The organism is Rhodococcus sp. IC4_135 (genome assembly GCF_011602025.1).
In the GTDB taxonomy this organism is placed as follows: Bacteria; Actinomycetota; Actinomycetes; order Mycobacteriales; family Mycobacteriaceae; genus Rhodococcus_F; species Rhodococcus_F baikonurensis.
Window position 1 is genome coordinate 65,730 of the sequence record NZ_JAAOLG010000007.1, and the last position, 16,413, is coordinate 82,142.

General features: G+C 63.3%; 19 protein-coding genes. 13 read left to right on the forward strand and 6 right to left on the reverse strand.

Annotated features, from left to right (window positions below; all coding sequences use genetic code 11):
- Window positions 1–47 precede the first annotated feature (47 nt).
- The gene (locus G8767_RS15065) at window positions 48–728 is read left to right on the forward strand and encodes a lysophospholipid acyltransferase family protein (RefSeq protein ID WP_095972446.1); all 681 of its coding nucleotides are present in this window, start codon (window positions 48–50) and stop codon (window positions 726–728) included.
- A 49-nt stretch (window positions 729–777) separates the two neighbouring features.
- The gene (locus G8767_RS15070) at window positions 778–1,491 is read left to right on the forward strand and encodes a lysoplasmalogenase (protein ID WP_166810597.1); all 714 of its coding nucleotides are present in this window, start codon (window positions 778–780) and stop codon (window positions 1,489–1,491) included.
- 4 nt (window positions 1,492–1,495) lie between these two features.
- On the opposite strand, the gene G8767_RS15075 is transcribed toward G8767_RS15070, so the two are convergent.
- A complete protein-coding gene (locus G8767_RS15075; RefSeq protein WP_050656270.1) occupies window positions 1,496–1,939 on the reverse strand; it encodes a hypothetical protein in 444 nt (147 codons plus the stop codon).
- Between the two features lie 34 nt (window positions 1,940–1,973).
- Between G8767_RS15075 and G8767_RS15080 the strand changes: the two genes are divergently transcribed.
- The 5 genes from G8767_RS15080 to G8767_RS15100 all read left to right on the forward strand — a co-directional run bounded on the left by G8767_RS15080 (window position 1,974) and on the right by G8767_RS15100 (window position 6,013).
- Window positions 1,974–2,756, forward strand: coding sequence for an SDR family oxidoreductase (locus tag G8767_RS15080; RefSeq protein ID WP_166810598.1), 783 nt, complete (start codon window positions 1,974–1,976; stop codon window positions 2,754–2,756).
- A gap of 67 nt (window positions 2,757–2,823) precedes the next feature.
- Window positions 2,824–3,423, forward strand: coding sequence for a DUF6636 domain-containing protein (locus G8767_RS15085; protein WP_166810599.1), 600 nt, complete (start codon window positions 2,824–2,826; stop codon window positions 3,421–3,423).
- Entirely contained in the window at window positions 3,423–4,115 is a 693-nt protein-coding gene (locus G8767_RS15090; protein ID WP_166810600.1) for an RNA methyltransferase, read from the forward strand. The genes G8767_RS15085 and G8767_RS15090 overlap by 1 nt, the downstream gene beginning before the upstream one ends.
- A 57-nt stretch (window positions 4,116–4,172) precedes the next feature.
- Window positions 4,173–5,294 carry a glycoside hydrolase family 76 protein gene (locus G8767_RS15095; RefSeq protein WP_003944321.1) on the forward strand — a complete coding sequence of 374 codons (1,122 nt, stop codon included), beginning with the start codon at window positions 4,173–4,175 and terminating at the stop codon, window positions 5,292–5,294.
- Window positions 5,295–5,305: 11 nt separating this feature from the next.
- Window positions 5,306–6,013 carry an alpha/beta hydrolase gene (locus G8767_RS15100; RefSeq protein WP_166810601.1) on the forward strand — a complete coding sequence of 236 codons (708 nt, stop codon included), beginning with the start codon at window positions 5,306–5,308 and terminating at the stop codon, window positions 6,011–6,013.
- Here G8767_RS15100 and G8767_RS15105 read toward each other — a convergent pair.
- Window positions 5,976–6,971 carry a GNAT family N-acetyltransferase gene (locus G8767_RS15105; protein ID WP_346842995.1) on the reverse strand — a complete coding sequence of 332 codons (996 nt, stop codon included), beginning with the start codon at window positions 6,969–6,971 and terminating at the stop codon, window positions 5,976–5,978. The two genes, G8767_RS15100 and G8767_RS15105, sit on opposite strands and share 38 nt — an antisense overlap.
- A 91-nt stretch (window positions 6,972–7,062) precedes the next feature.
- Between G8767_RS15105 and G8767_RS15110 the strand changes: the two genes are divergently transcribed.
- Complete coding sequence (locus tag G8767_RS15110) at window positions 7,063–8,415, forward strand: LLM class flavin-dependent oxidoreductase (RefSeq protein WP_166810603.1); 1,353 nt, start codon at window positions 7,063–7,065, stop codon at window positions 8,413–8,415.
- A gap of 44 nt (window positions 8,416–8,459) precedes the next feature.
- Window positions 8,460–9,587, forward strand: a complete 1,128-nt coding sequence (locus G8767_RS15115; RefSeq protein ID WP_166810604.1) for a GTP-binding protein — start codon at window positions 8,460–8,462, stop codon at window positions 9,585–9,587.
- Between the two features lie 11 nt (window positions 9,588–9,598).
- Here G8767_RS15115 and G8767_RS15120 read toward each other — a convergent pair whose 3' ends face one another.
- Together G8767_RS15120 and G8767_RS15125 are read right to left on the reverse strand one after the other, a co-directional pair.
- Window positions 9,599–10,261 carry a DedA family protein gene (locus G8767_RS15120; protein WP_003944306.1) on the reverse strand — a complete coding sequence of 221 codons (663 nt, stop codon included), beginning with the start codon at window positions 10,259–10,261 and terminating at the stop codon, window positions 9,599–9,601.
- A 29-nt stretch (window positions 10,262–10,290) separates the two neighbouring features.
- Window positions 10,291–11,028, reverse strand: a complete 738-nt coding sequence (locus tag G8767_RS15125) for a VTT domain-containing protein (protein ID WP_003944390.1) — start codon at window positions 11,026–11,028, stop codon at window positions 10,291–10,293.
- Between the two features lie 203 nt (window positions 11,029–11,231).
- Here G8767_RS15125 and fbaA point away from each other — a divergent pair, with 203 nt between their 5' ends.
- Window positions 11,232–12,269 (forward strand): class II fructose-bisphosphate aldolase, encoded by a 1,038-nt coding sequence (gene fbaA / locus G8767_RS15130; RefSeq protein ID WP_095972438.1) that lies wholly within the window; start codon window positions 11,232–11,234, stop codon window positions 12,267–12,269.
- Window positions 12,270–12,367: 98 nt separating this feature from the next.
- Here fbaA and G8767_RS36555 read toward each other — a convergent pair whose 3' ends face one another.
- A complete protein-coding gene (locus tag G8767_RS36555) occupies window positions 12,368–13,258 on the reverse strand; it encodes a nuclear transport factor 2 family protein (RefSeq protein ID WP_166810605.1) in 891 nt (296 codons plus the stop codon).
- Window positions 13,259–13,383: 125 nt separating this feature from the next.
- Here G8767_RS36555 and G8767_RS15140 point away from each other — a divergent pair, with 125 nt between their 5' ends.
- The 3 genes from G8767_RS15140 to G8767_RS15150 all read left to right on the forward strand — a co-directional run bounded on the left by G8767_RS15140 (window position 13,384) and on the right by G8767_RS15150 (window position 15,953).
- Window positions 13,384–13,800: a DUF3151 domain-containing protein gene (locus tag G8767_RS15140; RefSeq protein ID WP_003944361.1), complete on the forward strand. Its 417-nt coding sequence runs from the start codon at window positions 13,384–13,386 to the stop codon at window positions 13,798–13,800.
- Window positions 13,787–14,932 carry an FUSC family protein gene (locus G8767_RS15145; RefSeq protein ID WP_124567310.1) on the forward strand — a complete coding sequence of 382 codons (1,146 nt, stop codon included), beginning with the start codon at window positions 13,787–13,789 and terminating at the stop codon, window positions 14,930–14,932. Before G8767_RS15140 ends, G8767_RS15145 begins: the two co-directional genes overlap by 14 nt.
- Before the next feature lie 91 nt (window positions 14,933–15,023).
- A complete protein-coding gene (locus G8767_RS15150; protein WP_166810606.1) occupies window positions 15,024–15,953 on the forward strand; it encodes a cation diffusion facilitator family transporter in 930 nt (309 codons plus the stop codon).
- On the opposite strand, the gene G8767_RS15155 is transcribed toward G8767_RS15150, so the two are convergent.
- Window positions 15,943–16,407, reverse strand: coding sequence for a pyridoxamine 5'-phosphate oxidase family protein (locus G8767_RS15155; RefSeq protein ID WP_172436671.1), 465 nt, complete (start codon window positions 16,405–16,407; stop codon window positions 15,943–15,945). The genes G8767_RS15150 and G8767_RS15155 overlap by 11 nt on opposite strands.
- Between the last annotated feature and the right edge of the window lie 6 nt (window positions 16,408–16,413).

The following is a 16,413-nucleotide window of genomic DNA, read 5'->3' on the forward strand; positions in this document are numbered from 1 at the left end:
TATCTTGAACGTAGACACTGTCTACTAGACGGAAAAGGTGATGCCCTGTGCTCTACTGGCTGTTCAAATACGTCCTGATCGGCCCGGTCCTCTGGCTGTTCGGGCGGCCGACGATCGAGGGCCAGCACCACATCCCCAAGAAGGGGCCGGTGATTCTCGCCGGCAACCATCGGGCAGTCGTCGACTCGTTCTTCCTGGTTCTCATGGTGCGCCGACGCATCACCTTCGTCGCGAAGAGTGAATATTTCACCGGGACCGGTGTGAAGGGCGCGATGCAGCGCTGGTTCTTCGGTGGGGCGGGTCAGGTGCCGATCGATCGTAGCGGCGCCGACGCCTCCCGTGCGGCGTTGGACACGGCCATCGGAATTCTCGACAAGGGCGGGGTCTGGGGGATCTATCCCGAGGGAACGCGATCACCCGACGGGTGCCTGTACAAGGGAAAGACCGGAGCGATTCGCGTTGCCCTGGAAACCGGAGCACCGGTCATTCCCGTCGTCGTGCACGGCGGCGACGCCGTCAACCCGCCGGGGACGCGGATGTGGCGCTTCAGCAAGGTCCGGATCACGGTAGGGGAGCCGATCGACTTCTCGCGGTACCGCGAACTTCGGGGCTACCAGGCCGTCGTGCGCGCGGCGACGGACGAATTGATGACGGTGCTCTGTGAGCAATCGGGGCAGGAATACGTCGATGTCTACGGCGCGGACGTCAAATCCGGCGATGCCGCCTGAGTGACCCAGTACGGTCGCTGTTGGACGTGTAACCAACAGGAGGATTGTGATGGCGGGCAAGTGGGGCATCGAGCACGCAGTTTTTGCGGCGGCGACGGCAGCGACCGTGGTCGGGGCAGCAGTCGGTAACGAGCGGGTTCAGCAGATCGCGAAGCCCTTGATTGCACCCGCCCTGGCTGCCCGAGTGCTGCGCAAGCGTTCGGAGACGGAAACTGCCGATACCGCACTGCTTCTGGCCGGCCTCGCCGCTGCAACTGTCGGCGACGTGTTCATGATCGACCCGGACAACGATGCTCGTCTGATCAAGGGCGCGTCCTCGTTCGCGGTGATGCAGGCCAGTTACTCGGCGCTGCTGCTGCGCCGTGGCGCTCGCCCGACCCGCGCTGCCATGCGGCCCCGCATCAGCGGTTGGTCGACGGCGTCCGGTCTGCTCCGTGCCAAGGCGCCGAGCGTGTCGACGCCGCTCACCGGATACGGATTGATGTTGGGAACCACCTCGACGTTGTCGGCGGACCCCGCTCTGGCACCGCAATCGAAGGCCGTGCTCGACGTGGTCGTCCCGAACAAGGATCGACGCTCGTGGCTCGGATTGGGCGGAGTGCTCTTCACCGCGTCCGACGGGCTGATCGTGGTGCGTCGGCTGTTCATCCGCGGCACCGCCGGCCGCGCTGCTGCCGAGGGTGTGATCCTGGCGTCGTACGCGGGAGCGCAACTGATGCTGGTGGAGGGCATGTTGGCGCTGGGACGCAAGAAGAGCGTCTAGTTTTTCACGGGCACAGCATGATTCGGTCCCGGTTCTTCGGGTCCACCATGACCGTGACCGTGGATCCGGGAGTGATCTTGTCTTTGAACTCGGGCCGGATCTCGTACTCGATCCGACCCGAGTACGAATCGGAACCTGGAACCGTGAGGTGGAGTGCGAGCTTGGCCAACTCGCCGTCGACGGTTCGGCGCAGGGGTGTGACCTTGTCGATCCGTGCCCATCCTTCGAGGCCGTGCTTCTCGAGTTTGCGCTCGGCACGGGTCGGGCGGTTGGCCCAGGCCATTCCGAATCCGAGAACCGAGCCGAAAGCGGCGAGCAGCCCGCCGATCTGATAGGGCAGCGTGCCGGGTGGGGTGTGCTCGACCAGCCATCCGAGCCACACCGCGAGCACGATCAGATACCCCACCGCGATGAAACACACGGTGTGTACGACGCGACGGTGATTCATCAGATTTCCTCCACATCCAGGATAGCCTGACCGGATGAGCGAACCGAACGTCTTCATCACCGGTGCTGCGGCTGGAATCGGGCGGGAGACGTCGCTGTTGTTCGCGCGCAACGGATACCGTGTCGGCGCATTCGACATCGACGACGCCGGCCTTGCCTCTGTGAAGGCCGAGATCGACGGCTTCGGCGGCAGCGTCGTGACGGGTGTCCTGGACGTCACCGATCCGGCCGGATGGGCGCGGTGTCTGGCCGATTTTGCCGGGGAGTCAGGGCGTCTGGACATCCTGATCAACAACGCGGGCGTGCTCTCCTCGGGACGGTTCGAGGATATTTCTCTTGCGGCGCATCGCCGAATGGTCGACATCAACATCACCGGCACGCTCAACGGCACGCACACGGCTTTCCCGTACCTCCGTGATACCGCCGGGGCGCAGGTAGTCAATCTGTGCTCCGCGTCGGCGATCTACGGCCAACCCGAACTCGCGACGTACGGCGCAACCAAGTTCGCGATTCGCGGCCTGACCGAGGCGCTCGATTTGGAATGGGCACAGCACGACATCCGCGTACTAGCGCTCTGGCCGTTGTTCGTCCAGACCGCGATGGTCACCGGAATGGACACCGGTGCCACCAGATCTCTGGGTATCAAGCTGACTGCCACCGACGTCGCGCAGGAGCTGTGGACGGCCACACGCGGCGTTGGTCGCGTACACAAGGTTCACTACCCGGTCGGAACTCAGGCGAAGCTCTTCCTCAGTGCGTCGCGGTTCTCGCCCGCGTGGCTCTCACGGCTGATGAACAAGCGCGTCACCAGCACTTAGTCGGCCGCACGATAGAGTGCACTGTCGGCTGTTGCTGGGCCAAGGTGACGTGTGTGGAGGTAGTCGGGTGGTTCGTGTTCGGGTGGGGTTCGTGTTGTTGGGCGTCGGATCGGCGCTCGTGCTCGCAGGGTGCGGCGGGGAGGCGGATTCGGCACCGACCGTAGCGGCGCAGCCCAGTTCGACCACCACGACCGCGACACCGACGACAACAACCACCGTCGCGCCCGTCGTCACCACGACCACCGAACCGCCGACCACGACGCTGCCGCCGACGACGACGCTCACGGACGTGCAGTTCGAGCGCAACGAGTCGTACTACTTCACCAATCCCGACGGTAACTTCCAGTGCGGCATCATCAAGTTGCCCACCAGAATCGAAGCCGGGTGCGAGGGAACGACCACCCCGGTCCCGCCGCGGCCGGAAAGCTGCATGGTCAACTGGGGCAACGGCATTCGCGTCACCGACGAGGGTGAGGGTGCTTTCATGTGTTCGGGCGGTGAGGTGTACACCTCCGGCGGCCCCGACGCCGATCCGGTGTTGGCCGCCGGTCAACCGCTGAGCAAACTGGGTTTCACCTGCACGACCACCGCGACAGACGTCTCGTGTGTCAACGATCAGACCACGCACGGCTTCACCGTGGCTGCAGATTCCAACGAGGTGTTCTGATGACCGAAGTCGCAGCCGACGACGTCTCCGGCGGGGTCGGTGAACCGGGACCCACCGAGTGGGGCGAGAATCCCAACGGTGTCGGACCGTGGGCCGAGGAACACGACACGGAACCGCCGACCGACGAGCGCTACGACCCGGTACTGCTGGCCGAGGGTGATCGTCGAAACGTCTTGGACGAGTACCGGTACTGGACGCGGGAAGCGATAGTCGAGGACATCGACTCGCGCCGTCACACGATGCATGTCGCCATCGAGAACTTCGCGCACGACGCCAACATCGGCACGGTAGTCCGCACGGCCAACGCGTTTGCCGCAGCCGCCGTCCACATCTTGGGGCGTCGGCGCTGGAATCGGCGGGGCGCCATGGTGACCGATCGATACCAGCACATCGTTCACCACGCCGACATCGGCGAACTCGTCGAGTACGCCCGTGAGAATTCACTCACGATCGTGGCCGTCGACAACACTCCGGGGTCGGTGCCGCTGGAAACGGCAAGCCTGCCGCGAGAGTGCATCCTGCTGTTCGGTCAAGAAGGCCCCGGAGTGACCGATCATGCGAAAGAGGTTGCGTCCATGACGGTCTCGATCGCGCAATTCGGGTCGACCCGCAGCATCAACGCTGGAGTCGCGGCCGGTATCGCGATGCACGCGTGGGTTCGTGAGCATGCCGATCTCGCCGATTCCCGCTGATCTCGCTCTCGTATTCCGGCTAGCGCGTAGCGGCTCGACCAGACAGGATAGGTAGTTATGCAGGAAGTGTGGGCAGAGCGGGCCGATGCGGCTGAGGGCGCGATAGTCAGTCGTCACCTTCGGCGCCTGTGGGGGATGCCCCGGACAGCACTCGGCGTGGTTGCCTGGCCTGCAGTTCGGCGCGAGCGGATGTTCAAGCCCTGGCACTACTGGTGGCAGGCGCACCTGCTCGATACTGCAATCGACGCACTCGAACGTGACCCGACGCCCAAGCGTCGTCGCCGGGTGGCGAAGGTTGCCCGCAGTGTGCGGGTCCGCAACGTCTCGGCGTGGACCAACAACTACTACGACGACATGGCGTGGCTGGGCCTCTCGCTCGAACGTGCTCAACGCATGTTCTCGGTCGATCACCGGACCGCGGTCCAGGCGCTCGAATCGCAACTCTTCGATTCGTGGTCCCCGGCCGACGGCGGCGGTATTCCGTGGTGCAAAGGTTCCGACTTCTACAACACCCCGGCAAACGGACCCGCCGGAATCATGCTGGCTCGCACCGGAAAACTCTGGCGTGCGCAAGCAACGGCCGACTGGATCGACGAGACACTGCGGGATCCGGACTCCGGACTGATCTTCGACGGTATCCGCCGCGACGGCACCCTCGAGCGCGCGATCTACTCGTACTGTCAAGGCGTCACGCTGGGGTTGGAAACCGAGTTGTCGACGCGATTGGGCGAGCCGCGTCACCGCGAGCGAGTCCACAAACTCGTCGACGCCGTGTACGACGGCATGACCGAGTACGGAGTCATCACGGGCGGCGGCGGAGGCGACGGCGGATTGTTCAACGCAATCCTGGCCCGCTACCTCGCCTTCGTGGTGGTGAACCTGTCCTGGGAGACGCACGAGGACCTGCGAGCGCGCGAACTCGCAGCGCAGATCGTTCTGTCCTCCGCGGAAGCCGCCTGGAACAACAGACTGCAGATCGAAGGTCTGCCGCTGTTCGGGCACGACTGGACCAAGGATGCTCAGTTGCCGAGTCTGTCCGGCGACATCGCCACCTTTGCCGCCGGAACGGTGCGCTCGTCGAGCGTCCCCGAGCGAGACCTCTCGGTGCAGGTGGGTGGGTGGATGCTCATGGAAGCGGCATTTGTCGTCTCGGCGGCTGGATACCCGCGTAAGCGCTAGGCTTTTCCGTCATGGAATCCCGGCACGTGATCGACACCGACGGCGTTCGTCTTCACATCGACGTCGGTGGGTCGGGGTCGGACGTTCTGGTTCTCTCCGGCGGCCCGGGATGCGTTCACTATCTTGCTCAGGACGAGCTGGTCCCTGAAGGAATGCGCGCGTGGTGCCCTGAGCCGCGCGGAGTCGGCCGGTCCGGTGGCGGCGCTCATTCGATGACGCAGGCGGTTGCGGACCTCGAACTGGTCCGGCGCACCTTCGAGATCGACAGCTGGGTTGTGCTGGGGCACTCGTGGGGATCCGACTTGGCAGTGCGGTACGCACTCGACTGTCCGGAATCGGTGTCCGGCGTCGTCGGAATCGCGGGGCACGGCCTCCACAAGGACCGGACCTGGTCGAAGCAGTACGAAGCGGGGATCGAGCCGGACCCGCAGATACCTTGGGAACCTGTTGTCTGGCAATCGCTTCAAGAATCGTTCGTCGAATGGATTCATGAACCACAGCTGTTTCGGCAGTTGGCCGACTCACCCGTGCCCATGACATTTCTCGCGGCAGCCGACGACATTCGCCCGTCGTGGCCGTTGCAGCAACTGGCCGCGCTGGTGCCGAACGGTAGTTTCGAGGTCGTCGACGGTGCCGCGCACAACTTCTGGCAGTCGCACCCGGGCCTGTGGAGGACGATCGTCACCGAGGCTTGTGCGACGCACTCTCGACTCTCCTGATCTCCACCAGGATCCGCTCCGCAACAGTCTGATATCCCAGGCTCCGATTGACAGTCAGCATCGGGTGATTTTCCGTGTTCACCGTCGTGTAAATCTTTTGCAGCAAAGGAAATTCAGCTGCCAACACAGTCGCTTGTTGCTCCTTGACCCACTGAGCGAGGCCATGCCCGCGATGTTGGGGAAGTACTACGGTGTCGTGCTGCGAAGCGTGGGTGCAGTCGTGCTCGTCCACCGTCACTACTGTCGCTGCGGCCACTTCGCCGACGCCGTCGACCGCGCAGCACACCAGGAGTACCTGAGAGCCACCCGTCATCTTCTGTTCCCAGGATCTGACCTCGTCGGCTCCCCAATTACGTTCGGGCATCTGCAGTTCGGCTCCCGGTGCGTCGAGAAGACGATTCAATGCCTCCGCGAAGGAGTGGACAAGCTCGTCGGGGGTTCGGTTGCGCCAACTGACGATTCGATAGCCGGGGCGATCGCTTTCTGCGGTGGGAGGGCTGAGGTGCTGCACCTGGTTGGCCAGTCGAAGCAGCACACGATGGCCGTCGAACTTGTGCAGGAAGTGTTCGGCCGCACTTCCCACGAGCGCGGTGACCCTGATTCTCCGCACGCCGAACCTGGTGATGTCGACCTCGACGAGTTCGGAAAGCGCTCGTCCTACTCCTCGTCGCTGCGAATGGGGCGTCACGTACATCCGAAACTCTGCGAGATCGGCTTCGGCTGAATTTCGTCGTGCCTGGGCGATACCGAGAACCTCGTCGGTGTCGGCGTCGCGTGCGATCCAACGCCACACATCGATCGAATCGCCTTCGGCCTCGATCATGTCCGCCAAGGCGGCCGCTGTCGGCGCAGTTCCGGAGAGCCGGCGTTGACCTTCGGAGAACACCTCACACCATTGCCGAAGAACAGGTGCCGAGTCCTCGGACGGTACGAACTCGGCTACGACTACACGGCTCACCCTTGTGACGATACCGAGCTGCCCACCCTGAGTTGGAATCACGCGAACCCTAACCCTGTCGGACGGCGGCGGCAGTTGCCAGCATTCAGGCATGTCTGATTCTCCGCGCCAACTGAGCCTCAACGCGTTCATCCACCCCGCCGGCCATCACGAAGCGGCATGGCGTCATCCGTGGACAACCCCGGAACGACTGTTCGACGTCACCTATTTCCAGGAGATCGCGCGCACCGCTGAGGCAGCGAAGTTCGACGGAATCTTCTTCGCCGACGGTCCCGCGTTGCGCAGCGACGTCGAGCACGGTCCAGCGGGGACGTTGGAGCCGATCACCTTGTTGACAGCCATCGCAGTGGCGACCGAGCGGATCGGTTTGATCGCGACGGCGTCGACGACGTACTACGAGCCGTACAACCTGGCTCGGCTGTTCGCCTCGCTCGACCACATCTCCAACGGACGCGCGGGGTGGAACATCGTCACCACCGGCACCGACCTGGCAGCAGCCAACTTCGGACTGGCCAAGCATCCGGACCACGGTGACCGGTACTCGCGTGCACGGGAATTCGTCGACGCGGTGGTGCGCTTGTGGGACAGCTGGGAGGACGACGCGATCAGGCTGGACCGCGAGAACGGAATTTACGCGGACAGAAGCAAGATTCACGAGATCAATTACGTCGGCCGGCATCTGCGGGTGCGGGGACCGTTCAACGCACCGCGAACGCCGCAGGGATACCCGGTGCTGGTGCAGGCCGGTGCGTCCAACGACGGTCGCGCGTTTGCCGGTCAGTACGCGGAGGCGATTTTCACAGCGCACCAGAGACTTTCCGATGCTCAGGCGTTCTACACCGACATCAAGTCGAGGGCCGCTCAGTTCGGACGCAACCCCGATCACGTCAAGATTCTGCCCGGAATCAGCCCGTTCATCGGTGACACCGAAGAGCAAGCCAAGGCACTCGAGCGCGAGTTCAACGAGTTGACTTCGCCGGAGTACGGGCTCGCGCAGCTCGGTGCACTCACCGGAACCGATGTTCGGAATCTGGAACTGGATGCGCCGGTTCCCGTCGAATTGTTCGCGGCGGCAGGTGATGTCACCGACAACAAGCAAAGCAGATTGCAGGTGATTGCCGGCATTGTCGAGCGTGAGCGTCCGACGGTTCGGGGTCTGCTTCATCGTTTGGCGGGTGCGCGCGGACATCGGGTATTTGCCGGAACCGCCGAGCAGGTGGCCGACACTGTCGAGGAGTGGTTCACCAGCGGTGCTGCTGACGGATTCAACGTCATGCCGCCGTACTACCCGGGTGGGCTCGAGATCTTCACCGAGCGTGTGGTTCCGATCCTGCAGGATCGCGGTTTGTTCCGGACCGAATACTCGGGTACGACGCTTCGCGATCATTTCGGTTTGCCGAGGCCCGAGAGCCAGTTCTCCGGGAGTGCGTCCGCAGTGCAGTAGGCCCGCTTCCCGTTGTCGATAATGACAATGGTTATCATTAAGGAATGAAGCAGCTACCGGTAACCGTGCTGTCCGGATTTCTGGGCGCAGGCAAGACCACACTCCTCAACCACATCCTCGCCAATCGCGACGGTCGGCGGGTCGCCGTCATCGTCAACGACATGAGCGAGATCAACATCGACGCGGCCCTGGTCGCAGGCCAGGGCCACCTCGATCGCACCGAGGAGAAGTTGGTCGAGCTGACCAACGGATGCATCTGCTGCACGCTGCGTGAGGATCTGATCGACGCCGTCGGCGCTCTGGCCCGAGAGGGGCGATTCGATCAGTTGGTGATCGAATCCACCGGCATCTCCGAACCGATGCCGGTGGCAGCCACCTTCGACTGGGAATTCGAGGACGGCTTCAGCCTCGGCTCGCTCGCGAAGCTCGACACGATGGTGACCGTGGTGGACGCGTCGACCTTCCTCGGCGAGCTGGCAAAAGGCGAGCGACTGGACGAGCGCAACCTCGAAGCCGGGGAGGGGGACGGACGCAGCATCTCCGATCTCCTGGTCGATCAGGTGGAGTTCGCCGACGTCATCTTGCTGAACAAGACCGACCTGGTGAGCCAGCGGGCGGCGGGAACCGTCGAGGCAACGCTCCGCAGGCTCAACCCCACCGCGCAACTGATCCGCACCGACCACGGCAAAGTCACCCTCGATCGCGTCCTCGAAACCGGCCTCTACAACCCGGAACTCGCTGCGCAAGTACCCGGTTGGGACGAGGAACTGGCCGGTGGGCACACTCCGGAAACCGAGGAATACGGAATACGCAGCGTCACGTATCGCGCCTCGCGCCCCTTTCATCCGTCCAGGCTCGAGGCTGCGCTCGGTCAGTTCGCGGGCCTCTTGCGAAGCAAAGGCTTCTGCTGGATCGCGAGTCGGCCCGAGTTCGCCGCGATCTGGTCGCAGGCAGGCCCCAACCTCGTCATCGAACCGGCTCAACTGTGGGCGTCGGCAGCGGAGGTACCGGGGCAGGAGATCGTGTTCATCGGAGTGAAACTCGACCCGGCAGCGCCGTCACGAATCCTCGATCCAGCCCTGCTGACCGATGACGAACTACGCGAAGGGCCGCGGGCCTGGACGCGCTACGAGGACCCGCTGCCGGCGTGGGACCAGAGCCACGGGCACTGAGCCGTGCGCTTCTAGTCGAGGACTTCTTCGACCTCGACGTCTTCGGCGGGGCGGGCCATCTCCTTGCGGTACTGCCAGATACCCAACGCGGTACCGATGACCAAGCTGACCATCATCACGATCAGCACGGCGGGTAGCAACCACGGAACGCGATCGAGGAACGAGCCGCCGTAGAAACCGAGCAGCAAGAGCACCGGCGCCCAGATGATCGCGCCGATGGTGCTCGCGATGGTGTAGCGCGTGTGGTTCATCTTGGCTGCGCCGGCGACCATCGGGCACAGGGTGCGCACCCACGGAACCCAGCGGGCGATCAGGACCGCCCAGAACCCGTGTTTTTCCAACAAGATGTTGACGCGGTGCAAATTCTTCTCGGTGAAGTACTTGCCGCCCTTGCGGGCTTTGATGTGATTGCCGGTTCGGTGGCCGATGACGTACCCGACTTGGTTACCGGCAATGGCGGCAATCATCGCGCCAACCGACAGTGCCCACACGTGGCCTGCACCGGATTCGTGACCGGCAAGCACGATTCCGGCTGTGATCAGTAGCGAATCACCGGGCAGAAACAATCCGAGGATGATCGCGCACTCGATGAAGACGAACGTGACGACGATGATCCAGACCAACAGAGGCCCGGCAGTCTCGAGCGGGGAGAAACTGCCGGATGCGAGCGTCATCGTCGTCAGTTCTTCGCCTCGTTCTGCAATCAGGGGGTGGGGTCTTCGGGGACTGTCACCGTCGAATTGTCCGTAGTGGAAGTATTCGCCGTTTCACCACGTCTCGACGCCAGAATTCGCTTCCCGATTTCGAAGACGATCGGCAGAACCGACACCAGGACGATCAAGATGAAGATGTAGTCGACATTGTCGCGGATGAATTCGATCTGCCCCAGGAGGTAGCCGAGCAAAGTCACGCCGGCACCCCACAGGATGCCGCCGACGATGTTGTAGGTCAGGAACAGTGAGTACTTCATTTTCGAAGCACCGGCGACCACCGGTGCAAAAGTACGCACGATCGGCACGAACCGAGCCAGGATAATGGTGATCGGGCCGTGCTTTTCGAAGAAGGCGTGCGACTCGTCGATGTACTTCTTCTTGAAGAACCGCGCGTCGTCCGTCTTGAACAGGGCAGTTCCGCCCTTGGCGCCTATGTAGAACCCGACTTGGTCGCCCAGAATCGCGGCGATCGGAATGGTCACCAAGAGCACCCACAGAGGTGCGAACGGTTCGATCTCGGTGGACTTGGAAGCCGCGATCAGCCCCGCGGTGAAGAGGAGCGAATCGCCGGGCAAGAGCGGAAACAGCAGGCCGGATTCGATGAAGACCACCAGAAGCAATCCCACCAGAACCCACGTTCCGAAGGAATTCAAGAGGTTCACGGGATCGAGGAAGCCGGGCAGCAAGGCCAGGTTCGTCACGGATTCAGTTGCTGCCTGCACATTCACGGGGGCCAGAGTACCGGCCGAATCTGAGTGTTTCCCACCACCGCAGGTCATCGCGTCGGCGGCGGTGACTGATACCGGGCTTGTGTGGTGGCCGAGACCGCAAAGAGACGTGACGAGTCGGACTTGCCATACTGCTAGGACCACACGAAGCGCTTTCACATCGCCGAGCGCTCCGAACGACACGTATATGGAGGACTCCCGCCGTGCCTATCGCAACTCCCGAGGTCTATGCCGAGATGCTTGGTCGGGCCAAGGAGCATTCCTTTGCCTTCCCCGCCATCAACTGTGTCGGCTCCGAATCCATCAACGCAGCCATCAAGGGCTTCGCGGACGCCGGCAGTGACGGCATCATCCAGTTCTCGACGGGCGGCGCCGAGTTCGGTTCCGGTTTGGGCGTCAAGGACATGGTCACCGGCGCTGTTGCGCTCGCCGAGTTCGCACACGTGATCGCCGCAAAGTACGACGTCACCATCGCGCTGCACACCGACCACTGCCCGAAGGACAAGCTGGACACCTACGTGCGTCCGCTGCTCGCGATCTCGCAGGAGCGCGTCGACGCCGGTCGTAACCCGCTGTTCCAGTCGCACATGTGGGACGGCTCGGCTATCCCGATCGACGAGAACCTGGCCATCGCCAAGGAACTGCTCGCCCTCTCGAAGGCTGCACGCATCATCCTCGAGGTCGAGATCGGTGTCGTCGGCGGCGAAGAAGACGGCGTCGAGGCCGAGATCAACGACAAGCTCTACACCTCGAGCGAGGACTTCGAGAAGACGGTCGACGCTCTGGGCATCGGTGACCAGGGCAAGTACCTGCTCGCTGCCACCTTCGGCAACGTCCACGGCGTCTACAAGCCGGGCAACGTCAAGCTCAAGCCCGAGGTTCTCGAAGAGGGCCAGAAGGTCGCCGCTGCCAAGCTCGGCCTGGCTTCCGGTTCGCAGCCCTTCGACTTCGTCTTCCACGGTGGATCGGGATCGCTGAAGTCGGAGATCGAGGACTCGCTGAACTTCGGCGTCGTCAAGATGAACGTCGACACCGACACCCAGTACGCGTTCTCCCGTCCGATCGCAGGACACTTCTTCACCAACTACGACGGCGTCCTCAAGGTCGACGGCGAGGTCGGAAACAAGAAGGCATACGACCCGCGCAGCTACCTCAAGAAGGCCGAAGCAGGCATGACGGCTCGCGTCGTCGAGGCGTGCAACGACCTGAAGTCGGCCGGACGCTCGGTCTCGGCAGGCTGATCGGCTTCACAACTGAACTACACAGAACAAAATGCGCGCCGGCGAAATTCTCGCCGGCGCGCATTGTCTGTTCAGGTACCTATTGTCTGTTCAGGTACTTACTTGCTGGGATCGCAGACCTTCCACGTGCCGTCCTGGCGCTCGAGGTCGAATGTGCGCCATGACTGCTCGCCCGTGCTCGGCAAACTTGCCTGGACCTGAGCGATCGCGGTGTCGTCGGTGATGCGAACCGCGTCGACAGCCCCGACCTGCGGGATCGTCTTCTGCGCGACGGCATTGTCGTGGACCTGAGCGAACGCCGTGTCGGGAATGGTGCGGTAGTACTCGCCCAACGCCCCACAGGTCGACGTTCGCAGCGTTGCCAGATCGCCGGTCTGCAGAGCGTCGACGTACGTCGAGATGGCGGTCTGGACCTGGGCTTCGGGTGAGCTTTCACCGCTACCGCTGTTGGACGAGACGAATACGGCGACGCCGATTGCCGCGAGGACGGCCACGCCGGCCGCTGCTGCCGCGATGTACCAGCCCTTGCCGCTGCGCTTGGTCTTCTCCGGCGCGGCGGGCTCGATACGGGTCGGCATCGGCTGGGCCGGAGGTGGGGTTGCTGCGACGCCAACACGTTGAGGCGCGGCGCGCTGCGGCGCCGGTTGTGGTGGGGTCGGAGCTTGCCGGGGCGGTGGTGTCGGCTGCGAGGCTTTCGGAATCGCGACGGTGGCGGGCTCCGGTTTCGGCTGGGGTGTCGGGGCTGCTGTGGGTGCCGGAGTTGCCGTGGGAGCCGGAGTTGCCGTGGGAGCCTGAGTTGCCTTGGGGATCGCGACCGTTGGCGCACTAGCGGCCTTGGCGTCGCCGTCTGCCTTCGAATCCTTGCCGGCCTTCGAGTTCTTGTCTGCCTTCTGGATCGCCACAGTCGCAGGTTCGGTCGGGGCCGACTTCTCGGGCGCACCCTTCGGGGCTGCGCTCTTTGTCGAGTTGTCGTCTTTCGAGTCCGGCACGGGTAACCCTTCGGTCTTATGCAGCAATGACCATGTCAGGGTAACGACCGGTATGTAGCCTGCATAACTCCGACCGTCGGCGAGGCGGTCCTGTGGCAGAAAGGCGTAGCGGGCACAATGAGCGCATGACCCAATTCGGTGACCTGCTCGGACCCAAGCCCACCCTGCTTCCCGGCGACGACGAAGCGGAATCGGCACTGCTCAACCACGCTGACCCGGCCCAGGTCGCGGCCGACCATCCCACTGCCTCCATCGCGTGGGCCTACCTCGCCGAGGCTGCCCTGGACAAGGGCGAAACCATCACGGCCTACGCCTACGCGCGTACCGGCTACCACCGCGGACTCGACCAACTGCGTCGTAACGGTTGGAAGGGTTTCGGTCCTGTGCCCTACAGCCATGAACCGAACCGCGGATTCCTCCGTTGTGTTGCTGTACTGGCCAAGGCCGCGAAGACGATCGGTGAGGCCGACGAGTACGCGCGTTGCCTAGATCTGCTCGAAGACTGCGATCCCAACGCCGCCGAAGCGCTTGGCCTCGGTTAGCAGTTTCCGTCCGAGCCGGGCCGGTATCAAGGACCGGGCTCGCAAATCGGTGCGTCGGCTTCAAACGTCGGCGCTACCGATCATTCAATGTGCCTTGGCGGCCGGATTGGCGTGGTGGGTTGCCACCACGGTGATCGGGCACCATGCGCCGTTCTTCGCGCCGATTGCCGCCGTGGTCTCGCTCGGTCTGTCGTTGGGCGCCCGACTCCGACGCTCGTTCGAGTTGGTTGCGGGAGTCACGGTCGGTATCGGAATCGGTGACCTGATCATCTCCGGCATCGGGAGCGGGCCCTGGCAGATCAGTTTGGTCGTTGTTCTGGCGATGTCCGTGGCGGTGCTTCTGAACAGCGGACCGATTTTCTCCATGCAGGCGGGAAACTCGGCGGTGCTGGTGGCGACGCTGATCCCGCCGGGCGGCAGTGGCGGACCCGATCGCATGATCGATGCCCTGGTCGGTGGCCTGGTGGGCATCGCTGTGGTCGCGATCATCCCCACCCACCCGGTACGACGCGCACGCAAGGATGCTGCATCGATTCTCGGAACCGCTTCCGAGGTACTGCAATTGGTGGCAGACGGGCTTGTTGCGAACGACCCTGACCCGATCGTGAAGGCGCTGCAGAAGGCGCGCGCAACTCAAGGTGCCATCGACGGATTGCGCAGCAACCTTCTCGGCGGGCGCGAGATCAGCCGAATCTCCCCGCTGTACTGGAACAGTCGACCGCGCCTCGAAAGGCTCATGGCGACAGCCGATCCCATCGACAACGCGATGCGCAACATTCGAGTGCTCGCGCGTCGTTCGCTGACGTTGGTCAGGGACGACGAGATCCTCGATCCGCGTCTGGTAGCTCAGGTGGAGCGCTTGTCGAAAGCCGTCGAAGTTCTGAAAGAGATGATCCTGGCGGAGCCGGGGGAGCAGCCTGATCAGGCCGAAGCAGCGCGCGTCCTGCGCTCGGTCGCAAAGGAGCTGAAACCGGCGATAGTCGAGAACGCAGGACTGTCCTCGACCGTGGTGTTCGCCCAGATTCGCTCGCTGGTCGTCGACCTCTTGCAGGTAGCAGGCATGAAGCGCATCTCGTCGATCGCCACCCTGCCGCCCACTGTGCCTCATCCCGCGTACGAGCCGGATCACTGACCTCTGCCGGTTCCCGCTCACTGAGCAACTCATTGTATGTATGCGAATGTATGCATATGCTCTGAGAAGGACTTGGGAGGGAACAGGACAAATGGGAGCAGGGCACGGTCATACACATGGCCACTCGGCAGCAGATTCGGTCGGCGTAGGACCGTCACCGCAACGCATCAGGAAAATGGCGATCGCGCTTGCGATTCTCGTTGCATTCCTCGTGCTCGAAGCCACGGTCGGCATCCTGATCAACTCGTTGGCTCTGCTCGCCGACGCCGGTCACATGCTCACCGACGTGGTGGGTATGGCCATGGGACTGACAGCGTTGTTGCTCGCGAAGAAGGGCAGCACCACCGCTGCCAGGACTTTCGGTTGGCACCGCGCCGAGGTGTTGACCGCCATGGCCAACGCGGTGATGCTGCTGGCCGTTGCGGCCTGGGTCTTCTACGAGGCAATCGGCCGGATCGGAAACGAACCCGAGATTCCCGGCGGCGCCCTGATCATCACTGCTGCCGCCGGTCTGGCCGCGAACATCGTCGTGATGCTGATGCTGCGCGGCGATTCCAAGGACAGCCTCGCGGTGCGTGGCGCGTACCTCGAAGTGCTTGCCGAGGCGGTCGGTAGCGTCGGCGTTCTGATCGCCGGTGGCCTTGTCCTGGTGTTCAACTGGACGTGGGCGGACGTCGTCGTCGGTGTTCTCATCTCGCTGTGGGTGGTGCCGCGTGCGATCAAACTGGCTGCAGCATCGCTTCGCATTCTGACGCAGGCGTCGCCCGCCGACGTCGACGTCGAAGCTGTCGAGGCCGACCTGGCCGCACTGCCGAGCGTGATGGGTGTCCACGACCTGCACGTCTGGACGCTCACTACCGGGATGGATGTCGCGACGGTCCACCTGACCAGTGACGCGAATTCGTCGAACGTTCTGGAATCCGCGCGCACCGTCCTCGAAAGTCACGGTCTTTCCCACGCCACTGTCCAGGTGGAATCGTGTGCCAACGGCGAGCATTGCGAGAAGAACGTCACTTGGTGAAGCGGGTGATCTCCTTGCCCGGCTTCCAGAGGTCGACGTACATGTGTTCCCCGTCGACGGTCGTGTGCACCACCTCGTCGATATCGAGGACAAAGAGGTGCAGGGGTTTCGGAACCTCGTAGGTGTAGCTTTCCAGAACGGCTTCGAACTCGTCGCCGGTCACCTCGCGTGCAATTCCGGCGATCTTCGCATCGCCGCCTTCCATCGTGTGCTCGCCGGGATTGCTGTGGAGGGCGTAGCGCCCGTCACGGACGAGGTCCTTCGCCTTGAGAGCGCCGAACATCGAACCGAGCACCAACCGTCCGTCGAGGATTTCGACTTCGGTGCCGCTGACCCGCGGGGAACCGTCCTTGCGCAGCGTTGCGAGGACGTGATGCTTGTGGGCTGTGAACCGCGCTTGAACCGCGTCGGCAAGGGTGGGAACTTCTTCGGAGAATTGCTTCCAGGTGACCATGACGGT

Excerpts from the sequence above, each read along its gene's own strand:
- G8767_RS15070 (WP_166810597.1), top strand. The coding sequence starts at position 778 with ATGGCGGGCAAGTGGGGCATCGAGCACGCAGTTTTTGCGGCGGCGACG.
- G8767_RS15075 (WP_050656270.1), bottom strand. The coding sequence starts at position 1,939 with ATGAATCACCGTCGCGTCGTACACACCGTGTGTTTCATCGCGGTGGGG.
- G8767_RS15080 (WP_166810598.1), top strand. The coding sequence starts at position 1,974 with ATGAGCGAACCGAACGTCTTCATCACCGGTGCTGCGGCTGGAATCGGG.
- G8767_RS15090 (WP_166810600.1), top strand. The coding sequence starts at position 3,423 with ATGACCGAAGTCGCAGCCGACGACGTCTCCGGCGGGGTCGGTGAACCG.
- G8767_RS15095 (WP_003944321.1), top strand. The coding sequence starts at position 4,173 with ATGCAGGAAGTGTGGGCAGAGCGGGCCGATGCGGCTGAGGGCGCGATA.
- G8767_RS15100 (WP_166810601.1), top strand. The coding sequence starts at position 5,306 with ATGGAATCCCGGCACGTGATCGACACCGACGGCGTTCGTCTTCACATC.
- G8767_RS15110 (WP_166810603.1), top strand. The coding sequence starts at position 7,063 with ATGTCTGATTCTCCGCGCCAACTGAGCCTCAACGCGTTCATCCACCCC.
- G8767_RS15115 (WP_166810604.1), top strand. The coding sequence starts at position 8,460 with ATGAAGCAGCTACCGGTAACCGTGCTGTCCGGATTTCTGGGCGCAGGC.
- G8767_RS15120 (WP_003944306.1), bottom strand. The coding sequence starts at position 10,261 with ATGACGCTCGCATCCGGCAGTTTCTCCCCGCTCGAGACTGCCGGGCCT.
- G8767_RS15140 (WP_003944361.1), top strand. The coding sequence starts at position 13,384 with ATGACCCAATTCGGTGACCTGCTCGGACCCAAGCCCACCCTGCTTCCC.
- G8767_RS15150 (WP_166810606.1), top strand. The coding sequence starts at position 15,024 with ATGGGAGCAGGGCACGGTCATACACATGGCCACTCGGCAGCAGATTCG.
- G8767_RS15155 (WP_172436671.1), bottom strand. The coding sequence starts at position 16,407 with ATGGTCACCTGGAAGCAATTCTCCGAAGAAGTTCCCACCCTTGCCGAC.